General features: G+C 67.9%; 26 protein-coding genes. 7 read left to right on the top strand and 19 right to left on the bottom strand.

Annotation, left to right across the window (positions count from 1 at the left end; genetic code table 11):
- Nucleotides 1–50: 50 nt before the first annotated feature.
- Nucleotides 51–686, top strand: a complete 636-nt coding sequence (locus ACTHQX_RS08610) for a LysE family translocator (protein ID WP_440156865.1) — start codon at nucleotides 51–53, stop codon at nucleotides 684–686.
- Nucleotides 687–699: 13 nt separating this feature from the next.
- Here the strand turns inward: ACTHQX_RS08610 and ACTHQX_RS08615 are convergent, their stop codons facing one another.
- Nucleotides 700–1,449, bottom strand: coding sequence for a 3-hydroxybutyrate dehydrogenase (locus tag ACTHQX_RS08615; protein ID WP_214846108.1), 750 nt, complete (start codon nucleotides 1,447–1,449; stop codon nucleotides 700–702).
- A 169-nt stretch (nucleotides 1,450–1,618) separates the two neighbouring features.
- On the opposite strand from ACTHQX_RS08615, the gene ACTHQX_RS08620 reads away from it, so the two are divergent.
- Nucleotides 1,619–2,539 (top strand): LysR family transcriptional regulator, encoded by a 921-nt coding sequence (locus ACTHQX_RS08620; RefSeq protein ID WP_440156868.1) that lies wholly within the window; start codon nucleotides 1,619–1,621, stop codon nucleotides 2,537–2,539.
- 28 nt (nucleotides 2,540–2,567) lie between these two features.
- On the opposite strand, the gene ACTHQX_RS08625 is transcribed toward ACTHQX_RS08620, so the two are convergent.
- The 3 genes from ACTHQX_RS08625 to ACTHQX_RS08635 all read right to left on the bottom strand — a co-directional run bounded on the left by ACTHQX_RS08625 (nucleotide 2,568) and on the right by ACTHQX_RS08635 (nucleotide 6,561).
- Nucleotides 2,568–3,542, bottom strand: coding sequence for a spermidine synthase (locus ACTHQX_RS08625; protein ID WP_440156870.1), 975 nt, complete (start codon nucleotides 3,540–3,542; stop codon nucleotides 2,568–2,570).
- 77 nt (nucleotides 3,543–3,619) lie between these two features.
- Nucleotides 3,620–5,137 (bottom strand): D-glycero-beta-D-manno-heptose 1-phosphate adenylyltransferase, encoded by a 1,518-nt coding sequence (rfaE2, locus tag ACTHQX_RS08630; RefSeq protein WP_236806387.1) that lies wholly within the window; start codon nucleotides 5,135–5,137, stop codon nucleotides 3,620–3,622.
- Nucleotides 5,134–6,561, bottom strand: a complete 1,428-nt coding sequence (locus ACTHQX_RS08635; protein WP_440156874.1) for an aldehyde dehydrogenase family protein — start codon at nucleotides 6,559–6,561, stop codon at nucleotides 5,134–5,136. Before ACTHQX_RS08635 ends, rfaE2 begins: the two co-directional genes overlap by 4 nt.
- A 260-nt stretch (nucleotides 6,562–6,821) precedes the next feature.
- Between ACTHQX_RS08635 and ACTHQX_RS08640 the strand changes: the two genes are divergently transcribed.
- A complete protein-coding gene (locus ACTHQX_RS08640) occupies nucleotides 6,822–8,015 on the top strand; it encodes a glycosyltransferase family 9 protein (protein ID WP_440156979.1) in 1,194 nt (397 codons plus the stop codon).
- On the opposite strand, the gene ACTHQX_RS08645 is transcribed toward ACTHQX_RS08640, so the two are convergent.
- Genes ACTHQX_RS08645 through ACTHQX_RS08675 form a run of 7 tightly spaced genes read right to left on the bottom strand, consistent with a single transcriptional unit; the run spans nucleotide 7,981 to nucleotide 14,832 of the window.
- Nucleotides 7,981–8,682, bottom strand: a complete 702-nt coding sequence (locus ACTHQX_RS08645; RefSeq protein ID WP_440156877.1) for an SDR family oxidoreductase — start codon at nucleotides 8,680–8,682, stop codon at nucleotides 7,981–7,983. The genes ACTHQX_RS08640 and ACTHQX_RS08645 overlap by 35 nt on opposite strands.
- A gap of 56 nt (nucleotides 8,683–8,738) precedes the next feature.
- Nucleotides 8,739–10,112, bottom strand: a complete 1,374-nt coding sequence (locus ACTHQX_RS08650) for a PfkB family carbohydrate kinase (protein ID WP_440156879.1) — start codon at nucleotides 10,110–10,112, stop codon at nucleotides 8,739–8,741.
- Entirely contained in the window at nucleotides 10,109–10,840 is a 732-nt protein-coding gene (locus tag ACTHQX_RS08655) for a D-sedoheptulose-7-phosphate isomerase (RefSeq protein WP_236806383.1), read from the bottom strand. The genes ACTHQX_RS08650 and ACTHQX_RS08655 overlap by 4 nt, the downstream gene beginning before the upstream one ends.
- On the bottom strand, nucleotides 10,837–12,090 hold the full coding sequence (locus tag ACTHQX_RS08660; RefSeq protein ID WP_440156881.1) for a glycosyltransferase: 1,254 nt from the start codon (nucleotides 12,088–12,090) through the stop codon (nucleotides 10,837–10,839). Before ACTHQX_RS08660 ends, ACTHQX_RS08655 begins: the two co-directional genes overlap by 4 nt.
- Complete coding sequence (locus tag ACTHQX_RS08665) at nucleotides 12,087–13,181, bottom strand: glycosyltransferase (RefSeq protein ID WP_440156883.1); 1,095 nt, start codon at nucleotides 13,179–13,181, stop codon at nucleotides 12,087–12,089. Before ACTHQX_RS08665 ends, ACTHQX_RS08660 begins: the two co-directional genes overlap by 4 nt.
- The gene (locus ACTHQX_RS08670) at nucleotides 13,178–14,254 is read right to left on the bottom strand and encodes a glycosyltransferase family 9 protein (RefSeq protein WP_440156884.1); all 1,077 of its coding nucleotides are present in this window, start codon (nucleotides 14,252–14,254) and stop codon (nucleotides 13,178–13,180) included. Before ACTHQX_RS08670 ends, ACTHQX_RS08665 begins: the two co-directional genes overlap by 4 nt.
- Nucleotides 14,251–14,832 carry a D-glycero-alpha-D-manno-heptose-1,7-bisphosphate 7-phosphatase gene (locus ACTHQX_RS08675; protein WP_440156886.1) on the bottom strand — a complete coding sequence of 194 codons (582 nt, stop codon included), beginning with the start codon at nucleotides 14,830–14,832 and terminating at the stop codon, nucleotides 14,251–14,253. Before ACTHQX_RS08675 ends, ACTHQX_RS08670 begins: the two co-directional genes overlap by 4 nt.
- Nucleotides 14,833–14,947: 115 nt before the next feature.
- Between ACTHQX_RS08675 and ACTHQX_RS08680 the strand changes: the two genes are divergently transcribed.
- Nucleotides 14,948–15,892 carry a glycosyltransferase family 9 protein gene (locus ACTHQX_RS08680; RefSeq protein WP_236806378.1) on the top strand — a complete coding sequence of 315 codons (945 nt, stop codon included), beginning with the start codon at nucleotides 14,948–14,950 and terminating at the stop codon, nucleotides 15,890–15,892.
- Here the strand turns inward: ACTHQX_RS08680 and ACTHQX_RS08685 are convergent.
- The gene (locus ACTHQX_RS08685) at nucleotides 15,787–16,725 is read right to left on the bottom strand and encodes a sigma-70 family RNA polymerase sigma factor (RefSeq protein WP_440156889.1); all 939 of its coding nucleotides are present in this window, start codon (nucleotides 16,723–16,725) and stop codon (nucleotides 15,787–15,789) included. The genes ACTHQX_RS08680 and ACTHQX_RS08685 overlap by 106 nt on opposite strands.
- A gap of 184 nt (nucleotides 16,726–16,909) precedes the next feature.
- Between ACTHQX_RS08685 and ACTHQX_RS08690 the strand changes: the two genes are divergently transcribed.
- On the top strand, nucleotides 16,910–17,974 hold the full coding sequence (locus ACTHQX_RS08690) for an NAD-dependent epimerase/dehydratase family protein (RefSeq protein ID WP_440156891.1): 1,065 nt from the start codon (nucleotides 16,910–16,912) through the stop codon (nucleotides 17,972–17,974).
- A gap of 57 nt (nucleotides 17,975–18,031) precedes the next feature.
- On the opposite strand, the gene ACTHQX_RS08695 is transcribed toward ACTHQX_RS08690, so the two are convergent.
- Nucleotides 18,032–18,565, bottom strand: a complete 534-nt coding sequence (locus ACTHQX_RS08695) for a hypothetical protein (RefSeq protein WP_440156894.1) — start codon at nucleotides 18,563–18,565, stop codon at nucleotides 18,032–18,034.
- A gap of 207 nt (nucleotides 18,566–18,772) precedes the next feature.
- Here ACTHQX_RS08695 and ACTHQX_RS08700 point away from each other — a divergent pair, with 207 nt between their 5' ends.
- Entirely contained in the window at nucleotides 18,773–19,045 is a 273-nt protein-coding gene (locus ACTHQX_RS08700) for a hypothetical protein (protein ID WP_236806374.1), read from the top strand.
- 117 nt (nucleotides 19,046–19,162) lie between these two features.
- Nucleotides 19,163–20,317: a YihY/virulence factor BrkB family protein gene (locus tag ACTHQX_RS08705; protein WP_440156897.1), complete on the top strand. Its 1,155-nt coding sequence runs from the start codon at nucleotides 19,163–19,165 to the stop codon at nucleotides 20,315–20,317.
- Nucleotides 20,318–20,383: 66 nt separating this feature from the next.
- On the opposite strand, the gene ACTHQX_RS08710 is transcribed toward ACTHQX_RS08705, so the two are convergent.
- The 6 genes from ACTHQX_RS08710 to ACTHQX_RS08735 all read right to left on the bottom strand — a co-directional run bounded on the left by ACTHQX_RS08710 (nucleotide 20,384) and on the right by ACTHQX_RS08735 (nucleotide 26,680).
- A complete protein-coding gene (locus ACTHQX_RS08710) occupies nucleotides 20,384–21,145 on the bottom strand; it encodes a glycosyltransferase (RefSeq protein ID WP_440156899.1) in 762 nt (253 codons plus the stop codon).
- Nucleotides 21,132–22,541, bottom strand: coding sequence for a PIG-L family deacetylase (locus ACTHQX_RS08715; RefSeq protein WP_440156901.1), 1,410 nt, complete (start codon nucleotides 22,539–22,541; stop codon nucleotides 21,132–21,134). The genes ACTHQX_RS08710 and ACTHQX_RS08715 overlap by 14 nt, the downstream gene beginning before the upstream one ends.
- Nucleotides 22,535–23,872, bottom strand: coding sequence for a hypothetical protein (locus tag ACTHQX_RS08720; RefSeq protein WP_440156904.1), 1,338 nt, complete (start codon nucleotides 23,870–23,872; stop codon nucleotides 22,535–22,537). The genes ACTHQX_RS08715 and ACTHQX_RS08720 overlap by 7 nt, the downstream gene beginning before the upstream one ends.
- Before the next feature lie 42 nt (nucleotides 23,873–23,914).
- Nucleotides 23,915–24,394, bottom strand: a complete 480-nt coding sequence (locus tag ACTHQX_RS08725; RefSeq protein ID WP_236806371.1) for a Dps family protein — start codon at nucleotides 24,392–24,394, stop codon at nucleotides 23,915–23,917.
- Nucleotides 24,395–24,512: 118 nt separating this feature from the next.
- Nucleotides 24,513–24,974, bottom strand: a complete 462-nt coding sequence (gene lepB, locus ACTHQX_RS08730) for a signal peptidase I (protein ID WP_440156981.1) — start codon at nucleotides 24,972–24,974, stop codon at nucleotides 24,513–24,515.
- 101 nt (nucleotides 24,975–25,075) lie between these two features.
- Complete coding sequence (locus ACTHQX_RS08735) at nucleotides 25,076–26,680, bottom strand: multicopper oxidase family protein (RefSeq protein WP_236806369.1); 1,605 nt, start codon at nucleotides 26,678–26,680, stop codon at nucleotides 25,076–25,078.
- Nucleotides 26,681–26,813 lie beyond the last annotated feature (133 nt).

Genomic DNA, 26,813 nt, shown 5'->3' on the forward strand with positions numbered 1-26,813 from the left:
TGGAGCACATGGTGCTGGTTGGCCATCAACCGCCGGCGTTACCATCAGGCATGCTGCCGCTGCAGAATCTCCTGGCCTTTGCCTTGGTCTCCGCATTGCTCATCGCCGTGCCGGGCCCAAGCGTCCTGTTCGTCATCGGACGGTCGCTGGCTTTGGGACGGCGGGGCGGACTGCTGAGTGTCCTCGGCAACGCGGCCGGGGAACTGCTGCAGATCGCAGCCGTGGCGTTGGGGCTCGGCGTGGTGCTGGCTGAGTCGTTACTGCTGTTCACGGTGGTGAAGTTTGCCGGCGCGGCCTACCTCATCTATCTGGGAATCCAGGCGGTGCTCCACCGCCGGGGCGGCCCTTCAGGCCCTGATCCGTCCAGGCCGGCCACCACCCGGCGGATTCTGCGCGAAGGCTTCATTGTGGGGGCCACGAATCCGAAGTCCGTGGTGTTCTTCGTGGCGGTCCTCCCCCAGTTCGTGGACCATTCTGCCGGTGCCATTCCCGCCCAGCTCGCCCTGCTTGGTGCCACGTTCCTGGCCATCGCGCTGGTTTCGGACAGCGCTTGGGCGCTGGCCGCGGGAACTGCACGGCAATGGTTCGCCCGCTCACCCCGCCGGGTGGCAGCCGTCACGACAACCGGCGGGGTGATGATGATCGGGCTCGGCGGAACCCTCGCCCTGACGGGGACCAAGAGCTAGCGGACGGTGGGGACTACCGGGCGGACCAACCCCCGTCCATCGTGTAGCTGGCCCCGGTGACCATTCCGGCGGCGTCGGAGGACAGCCATGCGACCAGGGACGCCACCTCCTCGGGTTCCACCAGCCGTTTCACAGCGGATTCGGTGAGCATCACCTTCGCCAGGACCTCCGACTCCGGAATCCCGTGGACACGCGCCTGGTCCGCGATCTGCTTCTCCACCAGCGGCGTGCGCACATACCCGGGGTTGATGCAGTTGGACGTGACCCCGTGCTCCCCGCCTTCAAGTGCCGTTACCTTGCTCAGCCCCTCAAGCCCGTGCTTCGCCGAGACGTAGGCGCTCTTGAACGGGGAGGCCCGGAGACCGTGCACTGACGACAGGTTGATGACGCGCCCAAAGCCATTGGCGTACATGTGCGGCAACGCGGCCCGGATCAGCAGGAAGGGCGCTTCGAGCATGAGTGCCAGGATCCGCCGGAACGCCACGGGATCGAAGTCCTCGATGGGGCTGATGCGCTGGATGCCGGCGTTGTTCACCAGGATGTCGCAGTCCAGGCTCAGTGCGGCAAGCGCCTCGACGTCCAGGAGGTCGACAGCCCAGGATGTGCCGCCCACCTCATCGGCGAGGGCCGCGGCGCCGGCTTCGTCGACGTCGGCCACCACCACCTTGGCTCCCCTGGCGGCCAGTTCCCGTACGCACGCCGCGCCGATCCCGCTGGCCCCGCCGGTGACCAGGGCCTTGCGGCCGTTCAGGTTTTTTTCCACGTCCGGACCTTGTGCGTCCACAGTCTGCTCCTCCAAGTGTCCACGTTGACACGTGCCGCACGCCGTTCACTTCCAATTCGTGCAGCACTTCCGATTCACCCGAGTATTCCTGCAGACGGAACGCGGTTCAATGACTAATCAGGCACTGGATTCGTGCAAAATTGCAGATATGGATGCCAACCCCGACGACCTGCTGGTGCTGCTCGCCGTCTCCCGCTCGGCAAAATTCACGACGGCGGCCCAGGTCCTGGGCCTGAACCACACCACGGTTTCACGCCGGATCGCCGCGCTGGAGAAGGCCCTGGGCGGCCGTGTTCTCGCCCGGGCCTCAGGGGGCTGGGAGCTGACAGCACTCGGAGCCCAGGCCGTGCTGGTTGCTGAGCAGGTGGAAACGGCGGTGCGTGCGCTGGGACCGTCAGGCCGCGCGCCTGACCCGGTTACCGGCGTCGTACGCATGACGGCGACCGACGGCTTCAGCGCATATATCGCCGCTCCCGCGGTTGCCCGGCTGAGGAGGGACCACCCGGGGCTCAGCGTGGAGATCGTCACCGTCACCCGCCGGGCGCTCCAGCAACGCTCGGGACTGGACATCGAGGTGGTGGTCGGCGAGCCGCAGGTGCACCGGGCCGAAGCGTTCCGGCTCGGCGAGTACGAGCTCGGAATGTACGCGTCCCGCTCGTACATCGAGGCGAACGGAACGCCGGAGTCGGTGGAGGCCCTGACCACCCATCCGCTCGTGTACTTCGTGGACTCCATGCTGCAGGTGGACGATCTTGATGCACCGCGGCGCCTGGTGCCGGCAATGCGTGACGGCGTCAGCTCCACCAACGTGTTTGTGCACGTCGAGGCCACCCGGGCAGGAGCCGGGGTGGGGTTCCTCCCCTGTTTCATGGCCGACAGGCACGAGGACCTGGTGCGCCTGCTGTCCCGGGACATCGCCGAACGGCTGCCCTACTGGATGGTCCTGCGTCCGGAGTCGATGCGCCGGCCTGCGGTCGCTGCCGTGGTGACGGCGCTGCGCGAACAAACGACCGCGCACCGGGAGTGGCTGCTGGGGCAGGGACGCGGCGGTTCAGCCGCTGCTGAGTAGGTGCCGTTTTGAGCGCGCAGAAGGGCAGTTACTCAGGAGTCGACGGTGGCGCAGGATCGTGGCGCACCGGGGCTCCGGCGGCGAAGGCCCGAACCTTCTCGTCGTCCCAGATATGCGCCGGCACCGCCCCGCCCAGGAGGCGCCGCGCGAGCTGCGGATCGTCGTCGAAAGGCTGGTCGCTGCCGGCCATCACCATGTTGCCGTAGCGGCGCCCCTTCAGCATGGCCGGGTCCGCGATGATGATGGTGTGTTCGAAGGCGGCCGCGATGGTGGCCGCGTCCTCCCGGGCATTCTTCAGGTCGGGACCGTCGCCAGAATTGACCACGTAAATTCCGCCGGGGGCGAGCACCCGGCGGACATGTTCGTTGAACTCGGCCGTGGTCAGCGCAACCGGGGTCACCGCGCCGGCGAAGACGTCCCGGATGATGAAGTCGCGGGTGTCCGGGGTGAGGGTCTCGGTCACGGCACGGGCCTCGCCGACGCGAAGCCGCAACAGCGGGGCCTTGGGAAGGTCGAACCAGCCGCGGACGTACTCGGCGAGCTTTCCGTCCAGCTCCACCACCACCTGGCGGGCGTCCGGGTAGGCCGCGTGGAAGTAGCGGGCCAGCGAGCACGCTCCGCCGCCCAGGTGCAGGCCCCGCAGCCTGGGCTTGGTCTCAGGCTGCCAGCGGGATTCGATGAGGGCGGACATCCAGCGCATGTACTCGAAATCGAGGAACAGCGGATCGGCAAGGTCAATGTGGGAACTCATCACGCCGTTGATGCGCAGGAGCCAGCCCGTGGAGTTGTCCTGGTCGGCGATGAGCTCGCAGTCGCCAGTGTCGATGTAGTAGACGCCCGCAACGGGGCCGTCTGAACGTGCTCCTTTGGCGACTTCCAGCACGTCGGAGGCCGCTGCTGTGCCTCTTCTGCCGCCTGTTTTGCTGCCTGCGTGGGAACCCGGCTTCCCGCCTGACTTGGTGCGCCGTCCCATCAGTTCCCCGCCGCTTCCGTCATGCTTCAAGCCTAGTTGACCGGGGTGAAGGGGCCCGCCGGCCAGAGCTTGCCCTCCGGCGGGCGGCGGCAGGCCACGCCGCCGGTTTACCCCTCCGGGACAGGGGCGCCCTCGCCGTTGCGGATGCGCTGGACCATCGCCGTGGTGGAACGCTCAGCCACATAGTCGAGGATGGTGACCGTGCCGCCGTACGCCTCCACGGCCTCGGTTTCGGCCAGCATCTCCGGCGTGTAGTCCCCGCCCTTGGCGTAGATTTCCGGACGCAGCTGTTCGATCAGGGGAATGGGCGTTGCGGTGTCGAAGACAGTCACGTAGTCCACGCAGCTCAGGGCGGCGATCACGGCCGCCCGGTCCGCCACGCTGTTGATGGGACGGCCCGGCCCCTTGAGCTTCCGGACGGAGTCGTCACTGTTGAGAGCGACCACCAGGACGTCGCCGAGCTGCTTGGCCTGGTTCAGGTAACGGGTATGTCCGCGGTGCAGGACGTCGAAACACCCGTTGGTCAGCACCACGCGCTGGCCGTCGTTGCGGTGGGCACGGATGTGCCGCTCCAGTTCGTCAGCGGTCAGGGCGGCGTCCCCGAAGCTTTCCAGGTAGCGGCCCAGCTCGTCCGTGCCGCACACCGACGTCCCGGGATGGTGGACCACCACATCCGCAGCGGCCTGTGCCAGGTCCAGGCTGGCCGACAGCGGCAGTGACGCCGCACGCGCCAGGGTCAAGGCAGCCACGAACGTGTCGCCTGCACCGGAGGCCTGCTTCTCGGTGGCAGGCCGTGCCCACGTCCGGTGCTGGTTTCCGGCGGCTGGAATGAGGACCGTCCCGTCCCGGTCCAGCGTGACCACGACGGCGCGTGCTCCCGTCGCCTGCAGCAGCTCGCCGGCGTGCTCGGTCACCACGGCCGCGCGCTCGGGCCCGCTGCCCAGCCGGAGGTCAAGCATCCGGGCGGCCTCCTGCGCGTTGGGCGTGGCCAGGTCCGGCTCCAGTCCGGCCCACGGGCGCGGATCGTGCGCGTCCACCACCACAAGCGTTCCCTGCCCGCGCCCGGCCAGGGACTCGATGAGCCGGGCGCGGACCGGTTCTGCGAGGACGCCCGTTCCGTAGTCGCAGATCACCACCGCGTTCTGGCGTCCGACGGCGGCAGGAACCGCGGCCTCGAACGTCGCCAGGGCGTCGGGCGGGACGGTTGCCGCGGTGTCGTCGAAGCGCAAGAGGACCTGCCCGCCGCTGCTGATCCGGATTTTGGTAGGGGTGGCCATGTCCGGGTGTTCGGTGAGCAGCGTGGTGTCCACCCCCGCGGCGACCAGTTGGCGCCGAAGTTCCGCGCCGGCGTCGTCCGCTCCGATGATTCCGGCTACGCTGACGCGGGCGCCGAGTGCGGCCAGGTTCATAGCGGTGTTGGCGGCACCGCCGGGGGCAAAGTCACGCCGGGCGATGTCCACCACGGGAGCCGGGGCCTCGCGGCACATCCTGTCGATCGTGCCGCTCCACCAGCCGTCGAGCATGAAGTCGCCCACCACGGTGACGGCAGGATGTTCCTGGGCCAGCCTCCGGGGAAGCCACGCCGCAAGGCCGCGCTGCTCCGAAAGCACCGGTTCGGCGGTCATGACGCTGCCCCATTGACGTCACGAGCTGCCGGCGCAGGCGGCGCAGCGATGTGCACCACCTTGACCCGGCTGAATTCGTCCAGGAGTTCGGGTCCGTAGCCAAACCCGTGCCCGCTTTCGCCCCGGGGCTGGGCGGCCCCGCCGGGTGCGCCACCGAACACCTCGTTGACCTTGACAGTCCCCACCGGCAGCGCGGCGACCGCCTGCTGGGCGTGGGCGATGCTGCCCGTCAGGACGGTGGCGGCAAGGCCGTACCGGCCGGCCGCGGCGAGCGTGAGCCCTTCCTCGAAGCTTTTCACCACGCGCACCGGCGCCACGGGGCCGAACGTCTCCTCGGACATGGCGTCCATGGCCTCTATGCAATCCACGAGGACCGTGGCCGGGTAGAACGCACCAGGCCCGTCCGGGACAGTGCCGCCCTCCATTGCCCGCGCGCCCAGCTGCAGTGCCTCGGTCACGTGCCCATGCACGGCGTCCCGCATCCTCGTGTCTACGAGCGGCGCCAGCCGGTTCTCCCGGTTGCGGTCCCTGGCCTGCTCCACGAGAGCCTGGCAGAACGGTTCGGCGATGGACGCGTGGACGTAGATCCGCTCCACCGACGTGCAGATCTGCCCGCTGTTGCTGAAGGCCCCGATCGCTGCCTGCTCCGCGGCCCAGCCGGGATCCACGTCCGCGTCCACCAGCAGCGGATCGTTCCCGCCGTTTTCCCTGATGACATAGGCACCCGTCAGTACCGCCGCCCGTGCAATCCGGTCTCCGGTCGCGCTGGACCCGACGTGGGCGAACATATCAACGTCCGGCTGCTGCGTGAGGAGGGTCCCGACGTCGGCCCCTCCGGTCAGCGTGACCAGCACGTTGGGCGGAAAGACCGGCGCCAGCGCCTCCCCCAGCAGCTTTCCCAGGTGGGGGCAGCGCTCGCTCGGCTTGTGAATGGCGGTGTTCCCGGTAACCAGGGCGGCGCCGATGAGCCCGCAGGCCACGGCGACGGGGTCGTTCCACGGTGTCAGCAAGACGGCCACGCCGCGCGGCTCGGCGACGGTGTAATCCGCCGCCAGCACGTTGCCGCGAAGGCTGCGGCCCCGGTGGACCGGACCTAGTTCCGCGTACTGCTCCAGTGTGGAAACACCGGCGGCAATGCCGGCAAGGGCCTCCTCCAACGGACGGCCGGTCTCCTGGGCATTTAGTTCCGCAAGCTCGGCGGCGGCGGCCTCCAAGGCCCTGGCAGCCTCGCGCAACAGCTTTCCCCGCTCCCCTGGCGGCGTGGCAGCCCAGCCGGGCTGGGCCGCGCGGGCAGCTGCCACGGCTCCCGCCACGTCATCTGCGCCGGCGACGGAAAGGCTGCCGACGGTTTCCCCTGTTCGCGGGTTGAGGATGGTGAGCATGTCTTCCGCATTGGCCAGCTTGCTGGTGATGGTCGATTGCATGTGGCTCCTCACTGGGTTGGCCTGTGCCTGCCGGGCGTCGATTCCTGCCCTCTCTGAGGTGACCGTACCCCGGCGTCGAAAGGTTTACACGCGGCTGCGGCAGGAGTTTCCAGAGATGGCGGGCCGGGTCCGGGCGGGGTGGCGGGCAGGGTATCCCGGGCTGGCAATACGGTGCCGATGCACCGTAGGGTGGCTCCACATAACCCATCCTGACCTGAATGCATCCCGACCTCAACGACGGAGCCGAGAGGGCTGACACCATGGAACTCATCAACGCCGACTTCGGCGGAGCGCGCATCACGGGCCAAGGAATCGGCCCGGTTTTGGAAGCCTTCAGCGGTATCTCCCGCATCGCCGTTCTCCGTGGCGGCGGACTGGGTGACCTGATGTTTGCCATTCCCGCGGTGGCTGCCCTAAAGGCCGCTTATCCGGACGCCCGAGTCACCCTGCTCGGCACGCCAATTCATGCTGAGCTGCTGTCCCAGACCATGGGACCGGTGGATGAGACCGTGATCCTGCCTTTTTCCGAAGGTGTCCGCCCAGGGCTGGAGGACGACGACGAACTGGAAAAGTTCTTCACCGAAATGCGCGCCAGGAACTTCGACCTCGCCGTCCAACTGCACGGCGGCGGGCGCTACTCAAATCCCTTCCTGCTCCGGCTCGGAGCCCGGCACACCGTGGGCACCAGGACCCCGGATGCGGAGCCGCTGGAGCGTACCGTGCCGTACCTGTACTACCAGCACGAACCCCTCCGGGCCCTCGAGGTGGCAGGATTTGCCGGCGCCCCTCCCCGCGAGCTCGAAGCCAGACTCCAGGCGCTGCCGGAGTTCGGCCAGCAACTCGAGCAGGACCTGCCCTTGGGGAACGGCGGGCCCGGAGACCACCCGACACTCGTGATCCATCCGGGCGCGACGGATCCGCGCCGGCGCTGGCCCGCCGAACGCTTCGCCGCGGTGGCGCGGAAGGCCGCCGACGACGGCTTCCGGGTTCTTGTGGTCGGCGACAGCAGTGAAAAGGAACTGGCCGAAACGGTGGTGGAACTCGCCGTCGAAGATGCCCGCACAGACCGCTCCAACGCTGCCCGACCGGCCGTAGAGTCACTCGCCGGCAAGCTCAGCCTGGGCGAGCTCGCGGCACTCCTCGCGGGCAGCGACGTCGTGCTGGCCAACGACAGCGGACCCCGCCACCTGGCCCAGGCCCTGGGCACACCCACTGTGGGCATCTACTGGACGGGCAACGCCATCAATGCCGCACCGCTGGGGCGCAGCCTGCACCGGATCCACCTGGGCTGGGCCACGCGTTGCGAGGTGTGCGGCGTGGATATTACGCAGGTCGGATGGACGGCCCCACGGTGTCCTCATGACGAGTCCACCGTGAAGGCCGTCGAACCCGCCGAGGTCTACGAGGACGTGCTCCAGCTCACGGCCACGAGCCCTCTTCTTCGTGGCAGATAAGCATTTCCCGGACCTCGCAGCCGGTGGGCTGGGACAGTGCGAACAGAATCGCCTGGGCCACGTTGCCGGGGTCGTTCAGGCGTGAGTCGTCCTGCGGCTTGTACTGCTCTGCCCGGTCATCAAAGAAGCGGGTCTTCATACCGCCGGGAATCATGGTGGTCACGCCGATCTGACCGCCCGTCTCAGCCGCCAGCGAATGGCTGAAGCCCACTACCCCAAATTTTGAGGCGCAATAGGCGGTGGCCTCCGGCAATGCCCGCTTGCCCAGCGTGGACGCAATGGTGACCACCCGCCCCCGGGACTCCTTCAGATACGGAAGCGCCGCCCGCACAACGGACACTGTGCCCATCAGGTTGACGCCGATGACGCGTTCCCATTCCTCCGCCGCCACGTCCTCCAGCTTGCCGCACCGGTCGATGCCCGCCGCGGTGACGACGGCATCCAGCCCGTCCAGTGTCTCGGCTGCCTGCCGGACAGCTTCAGTCACGGCAACGCGGTCTGAGACGTCCACCTCGAAAGCCTTCGCAGCCGCAACGTTCCGGATGTCCCGGTCCAGCACCACCGGTGTTCCCCCGGCTTTCAGCACGGCATCAACGACGGCGGCCCCCAGACCGGAGGCGCCGCCGGTTACCAGGACCCGGCCGGGCCGGAAAGTCGATTCAGTCATGGTGTTCCTTTCGGTTGGGTCTTAACAAGATCGTGTTGCAGTTCAGGTGACACAGTTCAACTGACCTTCGCCAGTGCATCCGCGAGGACTGACGTGGACCGGGCCTGGTGGAACGGCACCGTCACACAGCGCCCGCCCCAGCCCGCGACCAGGCCTGCCTCGGGCAGCTCCGATGCGCGGTAATCGCCGCCCTTCACCCAGAGGTCCGGCCGCAGTGTCTCCAAGCATGCCTCCGGGGTGTCCTCCCCGAAAACCAGGACAGCGTCCACGCACTCAAGTGCCAGCAAAAGCTCCGCCCGGTCCTGCTGGCTCACAATCGGCCGCTGCTCACCCTTGATCCGGCGCACCGACTCGTCCGAGTTCAGGCACACGATCAGGCAGTCACCAAGGTCCCTCGCAGCCGCCAGCGTGCGGGCATGGCCGGCATGCAGCAGGTCGAAGCAGCCTCCCGTGGCCACGACCGTTCCTCCGTTGGCGCGCACCCGCCGGGCAAGGTCCAGGGCGTCTTCCTCGCGGCTGTGGTGCCAGACCGGCCGGTGGCGGTCGGGCAGGGAGGCTACTCCGCCGGCGCCGAGGAAGGCAGCCGCTTCATTGATCGCGAGTTCTGCGGCGTCGCTGAGGCTGCGTCCCTCGGCCAGGTGCACGGCAAGGCTGGCCGCGAGCCGGTCGCCGGCGCCGCAGGGATCCGTGACCTCGGTGGGAGGGGCCGGTATGGTCACGGGTGCTGTGTCGTTCCGGGACAGCAGTCCACCTTGCTCCCCCATGGTCACGAGGACCGCCTGGCTTTGCCAGCGGTCCAGCAGTGTTTTGCCGAGGGCGCTGCCGACGGCGGCAATCGCCGCAGGCGTTCCCGTGCCGGATTCCGCAGCCTTGGCCGCCTCGGAAAGATTCGGCGTCACCACGGCCACGCCGCGCACCGGGACGGCGCCGGACGGGTGCGGATCCCATACGATCGGGATGTCGCCCGCGCGGGCCTCGAGCAGCTCGCGGATCTCCGGGTTTGCGGCAAGGCCCCTGCCGTAGTCGGCCACGATGATGACCTCGGCCTGGTCCAGCGCCCTGAGCATACCCGCGGTGGCCGCCGGCACTTCCGGCCGCCCGCATCCCTCATCCACCCGCACCACCGGCTGGCGACCCGCGCGGATCCGGGTCTTAACAGGGGTTCTGGCGCCGGAGGGCCCGGAGACAACCCGCACGCCGGCGAGCGCGCCCTCCAGTGCCAGGGAGGCGTCGTCGTCGGAAAGCACCGTCACCAACGTGACCGGATGGCCGTCCTGGGCCAGCATGCGGGCCACGAGCCCGGCGCCGCCGGCCCGGCGCCGGACCTCGGAGACGTCCACCACCGGCACCGGCGCGTCGGGGCACAACCGTGTTGCCTCACCCGAAAGGTCCACGTCCAGCAAAACGTCGCCCACCACAGTGATCCTCATGCGCGATCAGCCTCCAGACCGGCATTGACCTGGCCTTTGCGGGCCACCTCGGCTTCAAAGGCCCGGCAAATGGCATGGAGGGCGATCAGGTGCCCTTCCTGAGCATTGGCGGAGATGGCATCGATGGCCACAGCCTCATCGCAGCAGGACGCCAAGGGATTGGGCGCCGGCCCGGTCAGGGCCCACGTGGTCACGTTCAGTCTGGCCGCCGCCTCGGCTGCACGGAGCAGGTTGGGGCTCTGGCCGCTCGTGGACAGCAGCACGAGGATGTCCCCCGACCTGCCGTGGGCGCGGACTTGCCGGGCGAAGAGTTCCTCATAGCCGTAGTCGTTGGCAATCGCCGTGACGGCCGAACTTTCCGCGTGCAGGGAGATCGCGGAAAAAGGCATCCGTTCGCCATCAAACCGGCCCACGAGCTCCGCGGTCAAGTGCTGCGCTTCGGCAGCGGACCCGCCGTTCCCGGCAGCAAGCAGCTTCTGCCCGCTGAGCAAACGCTGGGCCAGCTCCACGCCCCATTCGGCCAGCCGGTCGGCCTGGCGTTCCAGGGACCGCAGGGCAGGCAGGACGTTTTCCAGATGGGTCCGCACCGCCTCCCGCGAGCCCGCTCCGGCGTTCTGCCTGCCCGTCTCCTGGGAGGAGAACTGGTCCTGGGAGGGGGGGAGGTCCGGAGAGATGCCAACCTGGTTCATGGCCGGAAGTTCGGCCTCCCGCAGGGATTCCGCAGTCACAGAGCCGCTCCTTCCATTGGTTCCAGCCGGCCCGCGTCCGCAGTGCCTGCGATGGCCAGCTGGTAGGCCTTTTCGGTTTCGGCAGCGACCCTGCTCCAGGAGTAGCGGGCCTTCGCGCGCCGCTCGCCGGCCCGTCCGAGCTTGGCCCTCAGTTCGGGGTTGGCCAGCAGGGTGCCGACGGCCTCTGCGATGGCTTCGGGATCCTTCGGCGGTACATGCAGGCCGGTTCCGCGGTCCACCACACTGTCTGTCAGGCCTCCCACCGCAGCGGCGACTACCGGAACACCGCAGGCCATGGCCTCAAGGGGAACAATGCCGAAGGGCTCGTACCAAGGAGTGCAGACCACAGCGTCCGCACTCCGGAAGATACCGGGCATGGCCTCCCGGGCCACCTGGCCCCGGAGCTCAACATGGTCCGCCACGCCGAGGTCCCGGGCAAGGTCCAGCAGCCTGCGCGCCTCCGGATCCTGCCCGCCCGCGTCCTCCCCGCCGCCCACGATCAGCAGCTCGACGTCGTCGAACCCTTCCTTGAGCAGGTACGGCAGCGCACGGATCACCAGATCAACGCCCTTGCGCGGAACAAGCCGCCCCACGGAAAGGATCCGATGCGAACGGGCCGGAGCGTCGGCCAGCCCGTCACTGGAGAAGAGGTCCAGATCCACCCCGCAGGGGGCGATGGAAACCCTGCGGGTATCAATTCCCATTGCCCGCAGTTCGAAGACCTCGTCAGAACACGTGGCCACGATGCGGTCAGCCGACCGGCCCACGGACGGTTCAAGGAAACGCCTCTCGGCCGGGCTGGTGTCCGCGGCGCCCTGGTGGCGCCGCTTAACCGTGCCCAGTGCGTGGAAGGTCTGGACCACGGGAACCCGGAATCCGCCCGGCTCGCGGCGTGCGGCGTCCAGCGCGGCGACGCCAGACATCCAGAAGTGGCCGTGCACCACGTGCGGCGGTGAGTCGCCCCAGTCCTGGACCACGCCATCCGCCAGGGCGCCCATGAAGGGCAGCAGCTCGTCCTTGGGCACATGTTCGGCCGGCCCTGCGTCCACGTGTACCACCTCGAGCCGGGGATGCACCCGCACCTTCGCGGGCAAATCCGGCGAGTCGCGCCTCGTGTAGACAGTTACCCGATGGCCCCGACGGGCCAGTGCCGACGAAAGGGCCGCCACATGAACGTTCTGGCCGCCGGCATCCACGCCGCCAAGCGCTGCCAAAGGACTGGCGTGTTCCGAAATCATTGAGATCTTCAATGGATGTTCCCTTCTCGCGCCGCGGTGGGGGCGTCCGGTCCGGAGCCCTTCAAAGCTGCATCGCCGGAGGGTGACCCCTCCAAAGACCCATGCTGCCGCTCCTCCCCCTGCACTTTCCCCCCGCCGCCGGCCGGCACCAGCTCCGCCAGCAGCTCGTCCCAGTCAGCCAGAAAACGTTCCAGCCCATAGCGCTCCAGCGCCGCCTCCCGGGCAACTTTGCCCCGGCGTCGGGCCTCCTCCGGATCATTGACCAGCTGCCGGGCGATCCGGCTCAGCTCCTCTACCTCAGTGGAAATGCCGCCTGCCTCCGGCGGGACGGCCCGTGCCGCCTCGGTGGTGGCCAGCGCCAGAACCGGCATGCCAAGATGCATCGCCTCCAGCAGCGCGAGCCCAAGGGAAGTCCAGCGCAGCGGGTGCAGGTATGCCCGGCAGCGCGCCAGTTCACGGTGCAGCTCCGCGGTTTTCAGGTCACCCCGGACGGTGAGCTGCGCCGAAGGGATTCCCGTGGCCTCCGCCAGCCCGTCGCCGCCCATGCCGAAGACCTGGAGCGGGGCTGCCGTGGCGAAGCGTGGCAGCAGGTCCGTGCCCGTCACGCGGCCGCGGCGTACCGGTTCGTTGACCACCACGCCCAGCTCCGGGACCTCGCCCGTGTAAAGGTAGCCGGGGTCCGCGATGCCATGCTCAATGACCTTGGTCCGTGCCCGGCCGCTGTCCCAGAACAGTTCGTTGAAATGGGTCACGTGGACGATCGGAATGCCGTTCTGGTCCCCGAGGGGATGGACCGTGAAGGGAACATTACCTTTGGGGGTGTTGTGTTCCACGTACACGGCGGGAAGGTCGACGCCGGCCCGGCGGCCCAGGATGCGCGTCACCTCCGCGGCTTCCTCCGGACGTTGAAGCACGACGGCGTCGATGCTGCCGGCGTCCAGCTCCGCGAGCGCGACCTCCCGCGCAGAAGCGGGCCAGGGCCGGCCGGCCCGGCCCAGCCCCCAGGGACCGCCGCCGGGCAGGACAGGCAGCAGGTACTCGTGCCGGCCGCGGACAAAGGCGTCCGTCCACGACCCGTGCACGTGCCAGAGCAGGATTCTCATTGTTTCCGGACCTTTCTCCGTGTGCTGAGCGACGAGACCCCGCTCAGCAGGCGTTCGACCGCGTCCACCACCTGCTCCGGCGGAACAGAGCTGAGGCAGGGATGGCCCGGTACCGGACAATCTCGTGCACGGCTGAGCCGGCACGGCGCGTTCTGGTCTCCCAGCAGTTCCAGCGGAACGCCGTACGGCGCCCAGCGGACGGCCGGCACGACCGGGGAAAACAGGCTCACCACCGGGGTTCCGACGGCGGCCGCCAGGTGGGCGGGACCGGTGTTTCCGGTGACCACGACGTCGGCGTTGGCCAGGACCCCGGACAGCGTAGAAAGATCCGTCCGGCCGCCGAGATCGATGGCGGAGGGTCCGGCCACGGTAGCGGTGAGGGCGGTTTCCCCCGGGCCGCCGGTCACCACCACCCGGTGGCCGGCGCCCTCCAACAGCTCCACGGCCGCCGCATGGTGCAGCGGCGGCCAGGCCCGGGCCGGGACCGTTGCCCCCGGGTGGACCACCACGTACGGGCCCTCGCCTACCAGGTGCCGGACGCCGGGAGGGTCCTTGACCATGAGTTTTCCTTCGTCACCCGCCTTGAGCTGGAAGCCCGCCGCGCGGGCGATCCCGAGCGCCCGCACGGACTCTGGCTGGTCCTCGGGAATGTCCTCGCCGGGTCTCAGCCTGACGTCGAGAAGGGAGCCCGGGTAATCAGTGGACGCGCCGGTGATGCGCTCCACACCGGCCAGCCGCAGCAAGAGTGCCAGCGGAAGAGGCGACTGGTGGAAGGAGGTGAGGATGACCGCTTCGGTGATGCGGGAATTGCGGACATAGCCCACCAGCGAGTCCAGATGAGGTCCGGTGACCGCGGGGGCGGGGTTGCTGATCCACGGGGAATCCCAGGAATACACGTCGGCGACGTTGGGCAGCAGTGACGCTGCCGACTGGCCTTGCGGTCCGCAAAGCACGACGACGTCGTTGGGGCTGCCGCCGTCGGCCCGGCGTCCGTTCGCCACTGCCCGGACTGCCGGGCCCGCCAAGAGGACGTCACCGACGCTGTCCAGCCGTGCCACGAGGACCCTGCTCATGCGGGCCCTTTCAGCAGCGGCCCCAGGGGCGCAGGTCCCCGAAACAGCGGCTCCCCGAACAGCAGCGCGACGGCCTGTTCGAGGTCAGCGGCAACCTCGGGGGCCGCTGCGACTTCCTCAGCCCGGGTCTGCGGGGTAGGAACAAGGACACCGCGTGCGCCGGCGGCCGCGGCCGCCTCCACGTCGCTGCCGATGTCACCTATGAACGCCGCCTCCGAGGGATCGATGCCAAGACGCCGGCAGGCGCTGCGGACCATGCCCGGCGCCGGTTTCCGGCACAGACACGCGTCCCCGCTCCCGTGCGGGCAGACCTCCCAGACGTCAAAGGGGCCCAACAGGTCCTCAACCCGTGCGTTCACGCCATCAACCTCCTGCGCCGTCAGGAGGCCGCGGGCAATGCCCGACTGGTTGCTCAGCACGCCGGTGGCGAGTCCCCGGCTGCGCACTTCGTCGAGGACTTTCCGTGCATGCGGAAAAGGCTTGACCAGCTGCGGATCTCCGTTGTAGGGCACGTCAACCACAAGCGTTCCGTCGCGGTCGAACAGCACAGCCTTGAGCGTAGAAGCGTTACTTGCCATACCCACCTCGTTCCCCGACCAGCGGAAACCTAAACAACAGACCGCCTACTTCTTCTCGGCTAGACTCCTCGACAGACGTCCGAGCAGGGCGGCTGAAGAGAGGAGGGATACGGCTGTGGAAGCATCAAACGGCAAGCACGATCAACCTGTCCTGCTGGTCCTGCGGGCCCTGAAGCTCGGGGACCTGCTGGTTGCTGTGCCGGCACTGCGAGCCCTGCGCCGCGCCTATCCGAACCACCGCCTGCTGTACGCCGCGCAGGGCTGGCTGGAGGACGCCCTGGAGCTGGTAGGCGGCTACGAACTGCTTCCCACCCACGGCCTGGATGTTCCGATTCCCATTGAAGCCGGCCTAGTGGACGTTGCGGTCAATCTGCATGGCAGTGGACCCGAAAGCGAGGAGCGGCTGGCCGCGATCCGGCCCAGGACCGTCGTAGGCCACCGGACGCCGGCACGGCCCGGCCCGTGGTGGGTCGACGACATCCACGAGCGCGAACGCTGGACCAGGCTGCTCCAGTGGCACGGCATCGAAGCCCGGCCGGACGATTACCGTCTCCTCCCGCCTGCCGTTCCCAGCCCCTGCCCGGGCGCCACGGTGCTACACGTGGGGGCCGCCTATGGCAGCCGGCTGTGGCCGGAGGACCGCTTTGCAGAAGTGGCCCGTGCCCTCTCAGAGGATGGTCACCAGGTGATATTCACCGGCAGCTCAGCGGAACGGCCACGGGCACTGGACGTTGCGCGGCTCGCCGGGCTGCCGGAGGACCAGGTCCTGGCGGGAAAGCTGCGGCTGGCCGAATTCATGGCTGCCATCACGGAGGCTCGGCTGGTGGTCTCCGCGGACACGGGTGCGGCGCACTTGGCCTCTGCGTATGCCCGGCCTTCGGTGGTGCTTTTCGGTCCGGCACCGGCCGAGGTGTGGGGCCCACCCCCTGGGCCCCACGTTGTGCTGACTGACGCTCAGGCGCGCCGAGGCGACACCTTCGCGGCCACCCCTGACCCGGCCCTCCTTGCGGTTTCGGTGGAGGACGTCCTGGCCGCTGTCGGGCAGCTTCCGCTCGCCTGATCTGCGCTGGTTCTGTAGCTGCCGGTCCTGCCGGTGCCGGTTCCGCCACCGTCCGTGCCCGAGCTCCGGTCCTCCTCGTCGAGCAACCGGCGCTGAAGCCAGACCAGGATGCGGGACAGGCGCCGGGACACCTGCATCTGGGAGATACCGAACCGTTTGCCCAGTTCCGTCTGGGTCTCCTCCCGGAAGTACCTCCGGTACAGCATCTCCCGGTCGTCAGGGTCCAGCTCCTGGATGGCCTCATTGAGGCATACGAGTTCCTCGAGGTGTTCGATCGGCTGGTCCGCCGAGACAAGCCCCTCGCCCATCGTTGGTCCACCCCACGGATCGGGACTGTCCAGCGAGTCCGGATGCATGCTGCTGCCTGCTGCCTGGGCTTCCCGAACGTCGGCGGGGCTGACGCCCAGTTCGCTGGCGAGTTCTTGTGCGGACGGTGTCCGCCCCAGCGATTGGGCCAGGTCCGGTGTGGTGTGCAGTACCTGCGTCCGCACGTCCTGGACATGCCGCGGCGGCCGCACTGTCCAGCACCGGTCGCGCAAGAAGCGCTTGAGTTCACCGCTGATGGTGGGCGCCGCGTAGGCGGGGAAACTTTCGCCTTTCTCGGCATCGAAGCCCCGGGCAGCCTTGACGAGGCCCAAGTAGGCCACCTGGACCAGGTCTGAGCGCTCACGTCCGCGGGTGGCGAACCGGGAGGCGAGCGACTCCGCCAGGTCCAGGTAATTGAGCACCAGCTGGTTCTGGAAGGCATCATGCAGGCGCCCCGCCTGGGTCGCAGGTTGGGGTGCTGCATGGGGCGGGCCGGGCGGGGAAAAAGAAGGTGGAGTTTCTGGCATTGTCGTGGGTTCCTTCGATCGGGAGCTCGAGAAAGCCTGCGGCAAGACTTAGAAGAAGGAAATCATAAGCGTGCTTATTACACAATGGTCCGAGGCGCTAGGCTCAAAAGAAGCACCAAGGCCACGGCACCGTTACCAGACGGCCTGGCCATCACATTCCACGGCAATGGACGGAGCGGATTTCATGCGTATCGTGATTACAGGTGCCAGCGGCAATGCCGGGACAGCACTCCTGCGCAGGCTTCAGAATGCGCGGCAGGAACACCCCGGCGGCTTGGAACTGGTGGGCATCAGCCGCCGTACACCGGACACTTTACGGTCACCTTACGCGGGCGTGGAGTGGCACACCCTGGACGTGGGCGGTGACGGTGCGGTGCAGAAGCTGGCCAAGGCCTTTGCCGGAGCAGACGCTGTGGTGCACCTGGCCTGGCAGATCCAACCGAACCGGGATCTCCCCCAACTGCACCGCACCAATGTCACCGGCACGGCGAACGTGCTGGCGGCTGCCCGGGAAGCAGGGGTGGGGCACGTGGTTTGCGCCTCCTCGGTGGGCGCCTACAGCAAGTCACCCAAGGACCACCGCGTGGACGAATCCTGGCCTGCGGGCGGCATGGAGGGCTCACATTACAGCCGGCACAAGGCAGAGCAGGAAAAACTGCTGGATAGGTTCGCGGCGGACAATCCCTCCGTTGCCGTGGCCAAGCTGCGCCCCGGACTCATTTTCCAGGCGGAGGCCGGAAGCGAAATCGGCAGGTACTTCCTGGGGTGGGTCCACCCGAGGTTCGTCCCGCGCCGGCCGGCATTGCCCTTATTGCCAATTCCCGACGAACTGGTCTTCCAGGCGGTGCATGCCGACGACGTAGCGGACGCGTACTGGCGCGTGCTCGAGCGCAGGGCCAGCGGGGCGTTCAATGTGGCGGCCGAGCCGGTGGTCACGCCGCAAAACCTGGCCAGGCTCTTTTCCGCCAAGAGGATCCTCCCCGTCCCGATCAGCGCGCTGCACGCCTTCGTTGGCGCCACCTGGCGGCTCCGGCTTCAGCAGACGGACTCGGGGTGGGTGGAGATGGCGGCGGGTGCGCCGATCATGGACACCCAGCGGATCCGTAACGAGCTCGGCTGGGAGCCGCAAACGCCGTCGCTGGAGGCCATCCAAGAGGTGATTGACGGCATGGGCAAAGGTGCCGGCGTGCCGGCGTCTCCGCCGCTCAAACCGCGGCGTAGCCTCCTCGGCCTCACCCGCCGTCGCTAGCTTCCGGGCATTGGTTCCGGACGCTGGTGACGGCGGGCGTCAACGGCTGACGGCGACTCACTCGCGCGGCGTGTTCCGCCGGGCAGCGTCCGTCGTGGCACCGGCATCCGGGTCGCGCCCGTCGGCTCCGGCGTCAGCGGCCCGCCCGCCAGCGTTCCGCGCATCGGCGTTCCGCGCATCGGCGGCCCGATCATCATCAGTTCCGGCATGCGTCCGTGCATCGTCGCGCCGGTTGCCATCCTCGTCCACGTCCGGGTCAAGCGCGTTCGCCTTGTACTGGTGCTTCTCGGCATCCGTCCGGAGGTCCTGGGCGGCCGACTGCTTTTGCTCGGCCTCCTGGCGAAGCCGGGCCGCCTCAACCTGCGCTTTCTCGGCGTCAGCCTTGGCATGCATGGCCCGAGCCTCGTTTTCCCGCGCCTCAAGGTCGGCGTTCTCCGCTTTCCTGCGGATCTCGGCTGCGTGCTGGCGATTCTGCTCATCGCGCTTTTGCCGGAATGCCTCCCTGCGTTTGCGGCTGGACATCAGAAGCACCACAACGAGTGCGATGACGACAATTACAACGACGATCCAAATCCAGGCACTCGGGTCCACTGTGGATCCACCTCTCTCTTTTTCCAGTACGCAGCTATCCGGCAGGGGCCCGCCCACCTGCCCCGACCAAACACTGCCGGAACGGGCGGCCGGTTGAACTAGCGGCCATCAGGGTACTTACTATCTAATAGTAATCATGCTTACTATTTTATGGCGAGTGATTGCCGGTTGTACTCAGCAACCCGAGATGCGGGAGAGGTACCAACTATGACCGAGAACCAATGGCCGCAGGCCGCGGGGGCCCGACCACCCGATGATGAGGAAAGCACAGATCCCGAGCTGGCTGGCGGCGGCCCACGCAGCGGTGGCCCAGGCCAAGATGCCAATCCGCTCGCCTCTGGCCAGCTGGCCGAGACTCCGCAGTCGAACACCCGAATGGCGGACGATCCGCTGAACGGAAAGCAACCGGCCGATGATCCGCTGGGCAGCGACCCGCTAACCCTGGACCGCCGCAACCCACCTAGAGCCCCCGGACAGTAGCGACTGACGCACTATGCGAGCTGTTGCACGACCCACGAGCCCCAACGCCTGACAGCGGGCAGGGAACGTTCCGTGACTTGCGGAACATGGCCCCGCCTGCGAACGAAAGGATCCCCAATGGCTACGAAAGAAGCCCCGGAAACCAGCACAGCAAAGGCGGGAAGCGCACCTGCCCCGGATGACACGCGAAAGCCGGACAGCCCCACCGATGTGGACAAGCCATCGTGGAAGTACATTGCCCGCAAGACCCTGCGTGAATTTACTGCGGACCAGTGCCCCGACCTCGCGGCCGGACTTACCTACTACGCCATCTTCTCGCTCTTCCCCGCCCTGCTCGCCCTCGTTTCGCTGCTCGGCATCTTTGGACAGGCGGAAAAGACGACGTCGGCACTCCTGGAAATCGTCCAGGGCGTCGCGCCCGGGCAGGCGGTGGAGATGATCCGCGAGCCTATCCAGGAGCTGACCACCTCACCGGCGGCCGGCTTCACCCTGGTTATCGGTCTCGCGACAGCCATCTGGTCCGCGTCTGGGTATGTGACCGCGTTCGGCCGGGCGATGAACCGGATTTATGAAATAGATGAGGGCCGCGGATTCGTAAAGCTTCGCGGCACCATGCTCGGCGTCACGGTGGTCTCTCTGATCATCGTTGCGCTGCTCGCTGCAATGCTGGTCATCAGCGGCCCGGTGGCTGAGGCCATCGGCAATGTCCTGGGGCTGGGCGGAGTGTTCCTGACCGTGTGGAACATCGCGAAGTGGCCCGTCATCGTCGCGCTCGTGATCGTCGTCATCGCCATCCTCTATTACTTCACTCCGAACGTCCGCCAGCCAAAGTTCCGCTGGATGAGCCTTGGCTCCCTCATCGCCCTGGTGATCTTCGTGCTGGCCTCGGTGGGTTTTGGCTTCTACGTGGGTAACTTCAGCAACTACAACAAGACGTACGGCGCCATCGGCGGCGTGATCGTCATGCTGCTGTGGCTCTGGATCCTCAACATGTCCCTGCTTTTTGGCGCCGAGTTCGACGCCGAGATGGAGCGCGGCCGGCAGCTGCAGGCCGGCATTGAGGCTGAGGACACGCTCCAGCTCCCTCCCCGCGATACGAAGAAAAGCGACAAGCTCCAGGAGAAGGAAGAGGAAGACATCCGCTTGGGACGCGAACTGCGCGAGAAGTACAGCGAGCAGGGCAACGGCAAAGACGGCAGCGGCCGGGACGGCGACCGCCGGAACGGCCATGGCGGAGCCACCGCCAGCCGGGGCAATGGCAGCAGCCACTGAGCGATCTGACGTGAACCCCGGGCAGCTGCCGCCACAGGCTGCTGCCCGGGAGGTGCGGCGCAGCTTTTAGCTGCTTCGGAGCGCGGCAGCCGTCTCCACGCCCAGGGCACGGAGGTAGGCACCAAAACCGTGCGGCGCCCGGGCGGCGGTCCGGCCGGAAGTCAGCACGCGTGTGGTGTCCGTGGCCATGACGGCGAAGCCCCTCCGCCGCAGCTGGGCGACCAGGGCGCTGTCCTCGGAGGTGCGCAGCGGCGGAAATCCGCCAGCCCGGCGGTAAGCCGAGGCGCGCACGCCGAGGTTGGCGCCATAGACATTGCCGTGCCTTTCCTCCAGGGGGTGCCGCAACCGCCAGCTGCGCAGGAGCTCCGGATCCATCCCCGCGGAGTCCGGCTCCACGGAACCCAGCACCACGTCCCAACCAGCGTCCGCAAACCCCAACTGGCGCACGAGCCAGTCCGTCGGAACGCGGGAATCGGCGTCGGTATTTGCCAGCCAGGTGCTATCCGAATTGCCAGCGTCCAGCAACGCCGCGGCCACTCCTGCCGCCCTGCTGGCACCCGCGTTGCGGAACCGCCGCTGCAATACCCGCACGCCGGTGTTTGATCCGGCGGCTGACTCGGCGAAGCGTGCGGCGATCTCCGCTGAACGGTCGGTGCAGTGGTCCAGGACTACAGTGATTCCCACAGCTGCCCACGGGCGCTGTTGCACCAGAGTTTCGGCCGCGGCCAGGAGCGCGGCAAGCGCGCGGCCAAGGTGGTGCTCCTCGTCATGGATCGGCATCACCACCTCCACCCGGCTGATGACCGGCCGGGAACTATCCGGCGTCATGCGCGGTCTCCGGCCGTGGGTCACCGGCGGACTCCGGCGCGATGAAAGTTTCGAGCACAAAGTCCCGCTCCCGGTATATGGCGGCAGACGGCCACTGCAGCTGGCTCCGGGCCTGCGAGTGGACGGCGTCGCCGTCGAGCTCCCAGCCGGAAACCGGATGCCGCCAATGGCAGAGCAGCAGCGTTCCGCCCGGGGCCAGGGAGGCGGAGATCCTGGTGAACAGCTCCGTCAATTCCGTCGACGCGAGGTAGTAGCCCATCTCCGAGACCACGATCAGGTCGAAGCTGCCCTCCGGCCACTGCTCCGGGAGGGTCAGCTGCCGGGCTTCAGCTTCCGGATACCGGGCTAGCCGTTTGGCGGCCCGCCCCACGGCGGTGCCGCTGGCATCCACGGCCAGGAGCCGCCCGCACCGTTTGGCCAGCTCCTCACTCAGGGTGCCGATCGAGCAGCCGGCCTCCAGGCCGGCGTCGTACTTCTGCTCAGGCAGCGCGGCGAGCGTCAGGCTGCGCTTACGCTGCTCGTACCAGCTGTCCTGGTACCTCCACGGGTCCTCGGCGCTGTGGTGCAGGGTGTCAAAGACGGCTTCGGCGTCCCGGGCGCTCCGCCGGCCGGTGACCGGCGCCCGCCAGGCGAACACCTCGAAGGGCCGGGAGAAATGCGCAAGGAACTGCTCGGACAGCAGGACCTCGTCGCCCGGCCGGTCAGAGAGCGGCTGAAGCTGGGAGGCATGAGTGTTCAGGGCCTCGCGTTTGGCCCGCTGCTCGGCAGGGCTCAGCAGCAGCCTCACCCAGTTCCGCCAGGCGGTGTCCTCAGGGGTGGCCCACAGCCAGTACCAGATGGGGTACTCCAGCAGCCCGTGGCCTCCGGCTTCGGCGGTCTCCGCCGCGAGGGCCCCCAAGGTGTCGTGGTCGATGTGCCCGTCGCCGCGGTACGGGGCAACAATGACCAGCCCTCCGTCGGCGTCGGGCCTTCCACCAGCGCGGCGCCCAACAACGTCCGCCAGGCGTTCGGCGATGACATGCCGGTGTTGAGCCAGCCCGCTGTCCGGGAGGTTCAGGAACTCCCAGTGTTCCGCCAGCCCGAACGCGCCCATGGCAGCCGCGAACTCTTCACGACGGACCGCAGCCAGCTGCTCCGGCGTGGTGGTGGGCGAACCCGGGTGGGACGCCTCCCCCGCCGAACACAGCAGTACCTCAACATGCGCACCGGCGGCCGTAAGCCAGGCCAGCAGCCCTCCGGCGCCGAGGGACTCGTCATCCGGATGCGCAACGAGGACGACGAACTCCATCCGAGCCAACTCGGCGGCATCCAGCGGGAGCTCGCCGATCGTGTCCAGCCCGCTGCCTTCCCAGGCCGCTTCATCGGTGCCCGCATCCGCGTGCGAGAACGTCACCATGCATGTTCCCCTTGGAGGGTGAGTGCGCCCAGCTGGGCGTCGTCACGCATTGCGTGGTGCTGCCGCACGTACAGGGACAGGTCCGCCATGCATTTGCCGTACCGTTCATCGAAGGCAAGGGGGCCGGGCCCCAGGTTCTGGCTCACCAGGAGCTGGACGCGTTCGACGGCGGCGGCAACCGTTCCCCGGACACGGAGCGCCTCGCTCCACCCGCCAACAGTGCCGGCGCCGGCCGCTTCCGCGGCGGAATCCGGGTCTGTCTGGGCGGCGCCAGTGGCCTCGGCATCCACGGCCTCTGCTGCCCGGGCGAGGTACTGGACGGTTGAGGTCAGGATCCGGTCCACTTCGCCCAGGGCGGCTAGTGCCACCTGGTCGGGCTCGCGCTGGGACCTGGCTCCCCGCTGGAGCGCGGCCTCGAAGTGCCGGCCGAGCGCCACCGCGCCGCCCAGCCAGCACGCTGCAACGCCCATGCCGCCCCACGCAAAGCCGGGGCGCTGGAAGTACCAGCCGTCACCGCCGAGCGGCACGGCCGGCACCCCGTCAAAGTGGACAGTTCCGCTGGGGATTTCGCGCAGTCCGCGGCTTGTCCATTCCGGCACATCGCACGTGACGCCGGCGGCCCTAAGATCAACGGCGAACGCCGCCCGGCCGCCGGTGGTGGTGTGCGCGGTCACCACCGCGTGGTCCACGAACTGTGCCAGCGAGCACCAGGGCTTGGAGCCGGTCAGCTGCACGCTGCCGGATGTCCCGCTTAGTTCTGACTCGTGGGGTTCTGCCCCGGCAGGTTCTGACCCGGCGCGTTCAGCCGCGGCGGGTTCTGCCCCGGCGGGTTCTGCCCCGGCGGATTCTGTCTCAGCAGTTTCAGCCCCGGCGGGGGGCCGCCCGTCAGCCGCGACCGATGCCGCCGCGGCCGTCAGCCGGGTACCAGGGGCCTCGGCTGCGTAGACACCCCACGATCCGGTGAAGGATCCCGGCGCTCCCGCCTGGGACAGGATGGCACCGGCGTCCAGGTGCGGCTCCAGAACCCGCGCGGCGGCCACGTCCACCGCGGCCACGGAAGCCAGCAGTTCCCAGAGCCGGGCTGTCCGCCCGTCACCGGGCTTCGGCGCGGAACGGCCGGCCTGCTGGGCGATGGCCAGCAGGGCAGGGACATCCCCCACAGCCGAAGCGACCCTGTCCAGCAATCGCTCAACATCCAGTACAGGTTCGCCTTCCGGTAGACGTCCCGCTCCAGGCGCAGGTTGGGCTTCCGGCGCAGCTTCGGCGGCCATCTCCCGGGACGGCGCCGGGCTGAATCGGACAGGCTGCCACTGGCGGTGCTGTGCGTTCATGCAGCGTCCGCTGCCGGCTGAGTGCACCGGGTCATGGCGCTGCTAATCCTGTGCCGGTGCAGTCACCGACGCAGAAGCCGGCATCACTTCCGCGTTCACCATCCAGGCCAGTTGCTCAAGCCGGGTGATGGCCACGTGCAGGAGGTCCGCGCTCGTGGGATCTTCTTCATTCACGTCATCGTGGACATCGCGGATGGTCTTCACCGTTTGTTCCAGCCTCGCGGTAATGAGCTTGGCGGTGTCTTTGGTGACGGTCAGGCCGGCAGGAAACTGCTCCAGCCTAGTGCCCGAGGAAACGGTGGCGCTCCGGCCGTCCGGAAGTGCATGCAGCGAACGCATGCGTTCGGCCGTCTGATCGGCAAGCAGCCGGGCGCTGTCAACAATTTCATCTAGCTGCAGATGCAGATCACGGAAGTTGGTGCCCACCAGGTTCCAGTGCGCCTGCTTGCCCTGAACGTGCAGCTCGATCAGGTCAGTGAGGACCTTCTGAAGATTGCTGGCCAGAGTCTCGGATGCTTTCATGTCTTCCTCCGCTGCCGTCACCGATGCATGTCCGGGCCTGGCCGGCTGGGCAGCTGGCCAGGATGATTCCCAGCATACTTACCTTTCGGGCAGGGGTCTTCGCGGCGCGTGCATGTGCCTAGCGGCCGGCGGGCCAGAGAACCGTTGCCTGTAGCGCTTCCAACGGCACGCTTCCGTAGGCCCGTGAATCGATGGAGCCCGCACGGTTGTCACCCAGGACAAAGACGTGCCCGGCCGGCACCGTGACCGGACCAAAGTAGGTGCCATCGATGCGGCTGTGGTCGATGCCCGGCTCGGCCTGCGGAACCCCGTCCACCACCAGCACAGAGTCCTCGATGGCAACGGTCTGGCCCCCCAAGGCAATGGCCCGTTTGACAGCAGGGCTCCCGTCCTCCGGACTCGTGAACACCACCAGGTCTCCGGCCTTGGGCGCACCGAGCGCGGGCCCGGGTTTGAACATCAGCACCGTGCTGCCCTTGGGCAGTGCCGGCTCCATGCTTTCCGAGCTGACCGTCACGGGCTCCACCAGCCACAGGCGCGAGGCCAGAAGGACAGCGGCGAGCAGCACCGCCGTCGTGATTGTCCTCCCCCGAAAGCCCTGCCGGGGGGATCCGGCAGGCCTCTCGGTGACGGCTACCCTTTCGGGGGCCGCCCCGGACTTCGGGCTGGCCCTGTGCGCCGCTAGCCGTCCCATTGGGGCAGCGCCGCTGTCATGGGATCGTTGGGATCGTTGTCATCTTCCTTCAGGCCCACCCGGAACTGCACCATCATGTCGTGGTCCTCATGAGGCAGGTTGTGGCAGTGCACCATGTAGCGGCCCTGGTGCGGACCGAACTTCATCAGCAGGCGGACCGTCTCGCCCTCACCCACATAGACAACGTCCTTGGGTCCGAGCTCCTGTGGAAACGGTGCCCGGCCATTGCGGCTGAGGATCTTGAAATCCACCAAGTGAATGTGAATCGGGTGGAACCAGCCGCCGGACCTGTTTTCGAACTCCCACACCTCGACGGCGTCTAGGTCGACGTCCGCAGCGACCTTCTTGTAGCCGCTGGCTATGACGTCCTGCCAGTTGCCGTCGTCGATGGTCCACATGTTGGTGACGTCGTTCCGCTTGACCCGGAACTTCCGGACCTTGGTGGCCTGCTTCTCGGTCATCGCCATGATCTCGTTGGCGGGTGCCAGCTGCGCGGGTACGGTGTTCCAGGTCGGGTCGCTGGTGTTGACCGCGTCATCAGTGACGTCGAAGGCCATCACCTTGTTCGTGAAGTCGTAGTCAACGTTGTTCGGGTTGGACAGGTTGCGCAGCTCGACCCGCTGGCCGGTCTTGTACTTGCGGAAATCGATGAGCACCTCGTAACGCTCTGCCCCGGCATGGCGGTAATTGGCCACTCGCTGCGGCGTGGGGACCAGGCCGCCGTCGGTGCCCACGATAATCAGGGGATCGCCGGTGCTCAGCGTCAGCCGTACTGAGCGGGAAATGCTGCAGTTCAGCACCCGGAACCGGTAGATGCGCTTCTGGACCTTCATGACCGGCCACGGCTTGCCGTTGACCAGGATGACGTCCCCCCACAGGCCTGAGTGGGTGTTGTCGTCATACCCCAAGGCGCCGTTTGCCGCGAACATCGCGTCGGAAATGATGAGCGGCACGTCGAAGTCGCCCTGCGGGAGCAGCTGCCGCTCCATCGGGTCGTGCATGTGGTACTGCCCCGCCAGGCCGGAGTACGCGTTCTGCGCCGTGAAGTGCACCCCGTGGTCGTGGTACCAGAGCGTGCGGGCGGGCTGGAAGTTCGGGTAGTGGTAGTCCTTGAAGAATCCGGGATGCGTGACGTCGCTGGCGTACCCGTCGAACTGTGGCAGCGAGGCTGACCCGTGCAGGTGCACGGACGTGGCGAGCACGTGGCCATCGTTCGGGTGGGTTGCGGGAAGCTTGTTCCGGACCCGCACCACTGCCTTGGTGCCTTGGTCCAGGCTGATCGTGGGGCCGGGGAAAATCCCGTTGTAGCCCAGGATCGGAGTCTTGAGCCGCGGCAGGATGGACGCCATAGCGGCCATCTCGGTCACCGTGTAGTAGTTGACAGGTTTGCCGTCCGCGGGGTCCACCCCCGTCCGGTCCGGCGCCAGCTCCGGAGGTTTCACGAAAGCCGACTGGAACGGCTTGGGCATCTCCGCGCTGCTCAGCCGGCTGGCGGACTTGGCCTCCACCTCGCCCCGCGGGAGTGAAAGCACACCCGCTCCGACGGCACCGAGGCCGCCCAGCAGCAGGACATCTCGTCTGGACACGGTCATAACCGGGCCTCCTTCCGATTGGGTTCGAGACCGGTTGGGATGCTTCGAGGATGTCCCGGCGTGGTTGGAAAAAACCGGACCGAACTGGGAAGGGTGGGGGTTCTAAGGGGGCACCCCCAATTGGGCCCCCTCA

Origin of the sequence: Arthrobacter sp. SAFR-023, assembly GCF_051965295.1 — a bacterium.
In the GTDB taxonomy this organism is placed as follows: Bacteria; Actinomycetota; Actinomycetes; order Actinomycetales; family Micrococcaceae; genus Arthrobacter.

Excerpts from the sequence above, each read along its gene's own strand:
- ACTHQX_RS08705 (WP_440156897.1), top strand. The coding sequence starts at position 19,163 with ATGGCTACGAAAGAAGCCCCGGAAACCAGCACAGCAAAGGCGGGAAGC.
- ACTHQX_RS08640 (WP_440156979.1), top strand. The coding sequence starts at position 6,822 with ATGGAACTCATCAACGCCGACTTCGGCGGAGCGCGCATCACGGGCCAA.
- ACTHQX_RS08690 (WP_440156891.1), top strand. The coding sequence starts at position 16,910 with ATGCGTATCGTGATTACAGGTGCCAGCGGCAATGCCGGGACAGCACTC.
- ACTHQX_RS08645 (WP_440156877.1), bottom strand. The coding sequence starts at position 8,682 with ATGACTGAATCGACTTTCCGGCCCGGCCGGGTCCTGGTAACCGGCGGC.
- ACTHQX_RS08715 (WP_440156901.1), bottom strand. The coding sequence starts at position 22,541 with ATGGTGACGTTCTCGCACGCGGATGCGGGCACCGATGAAGCGGCCTGG.
- ACTHQX_RS08610 (WP_440156865.1), top strand. The coding sequence starts at position 51 with ATGCTGCCGCTGCAGAATCTCCTGGCCTTTGCCTTGGTCTCCGCATTG.
- ACTHQX_RS08620 (WP_440156868.1), top strand. The coding sequence starts at position 1,619 with ATGGATGCCAACCCCGACGACCTGCTGGTGCTGCTCGCCGTCTCCCGC.
- rfaE2 (WP_236806387.1), bottom strand. The coding sequence starts at position 5,137 with ATGACCGCCGAACCGGTGCTTTCGGAGCAGCGCGGCCTTGCGGCGTGG.
- ACTHQX_RS08650 (WP_440156879.1), bottom strand. The coding sequence starts at position 10,112 with ATGAGGATCACTGTGGTGGGCGACGTTTTGCTGGACGTGGACCTTTCG.
- ACTHQX_RS08685 (WP_440156889.1), bottom strand. The coding sequence starts at position 16,725 with ATGCCAGAAACTCCACCTTCTTTTTCCCCGCCCGGCCCGCCCCATGCA.
- ACTHQX_RS08725 (WP_236806371.1), bottom strand. The coding sequence starts at position 24,394 with ATGAAAGCATCCGAGACTCTGGCCAGCAATCTTCAGAAGGTCCTCACT.
- ACTHQX_RS08670 (WP_440156884.1), bottom strand. The coding sequence starts at position 14,254 with ATGAGCAGGGTCCTCGTGGCACGGCTGGACAGCGTCGGTGACGTCCTC.
- ACTHQX_RS08735 (WP_236806369.1), bottom strand. The coding sequence starts at position 26,680 with ATGACCGTGTCCAGACGAGATGTCCTGCTGCTGGGCGGCCTCGGTGCC.
- ACTHQX_RS08635 (WP_440156874.1), bottom strand. The coding sequence starts at position 6,561 with ATGCAATCGACCATCACCAGCAAGCTGGCCAATGCGGAAGACATGCTC.
- ACTHQX_RS08675 (WP_440156886.1), bottom strand. The coding sequence starts at position 14,832 with ATGGCAAGTAACGCTTCTACGCTCAAGGCTGTGCTGTTCGACCGCGAC.
- ACTHQX_RS08665 (WP_440156883.1), bottom strand. The coding sequence starts at position 13,181 with ATGAGAATCCTGCTCTGGCACGTGCACGGGTCGTGGACGGACGCCTTT.
- ACTHQX_RS08700 (WP_236806374.1), top strand. The coding sequence starts at position 18,773 with ATGACCGAGAACCAATGGCCGCAGGCCGCGGGGGCCCGACCACCCGAT.
- ACTHQX_RS08710 (WP_440156899.1), bottom strand. The coding sequence starts at position 21,145 with ATGACGCCGGATAGTTCCCGGCCGGTCATCAGCCGGGTGGAGGTGGTG.
- ACTHQX_RS08720 (WP_440156904.1), bottom strand. The coding sequence starts at position 23,872 with ATGAACGCACAGCACCGCCAGTGGCAGCCTGTCCGATTCAGCCCGGCG.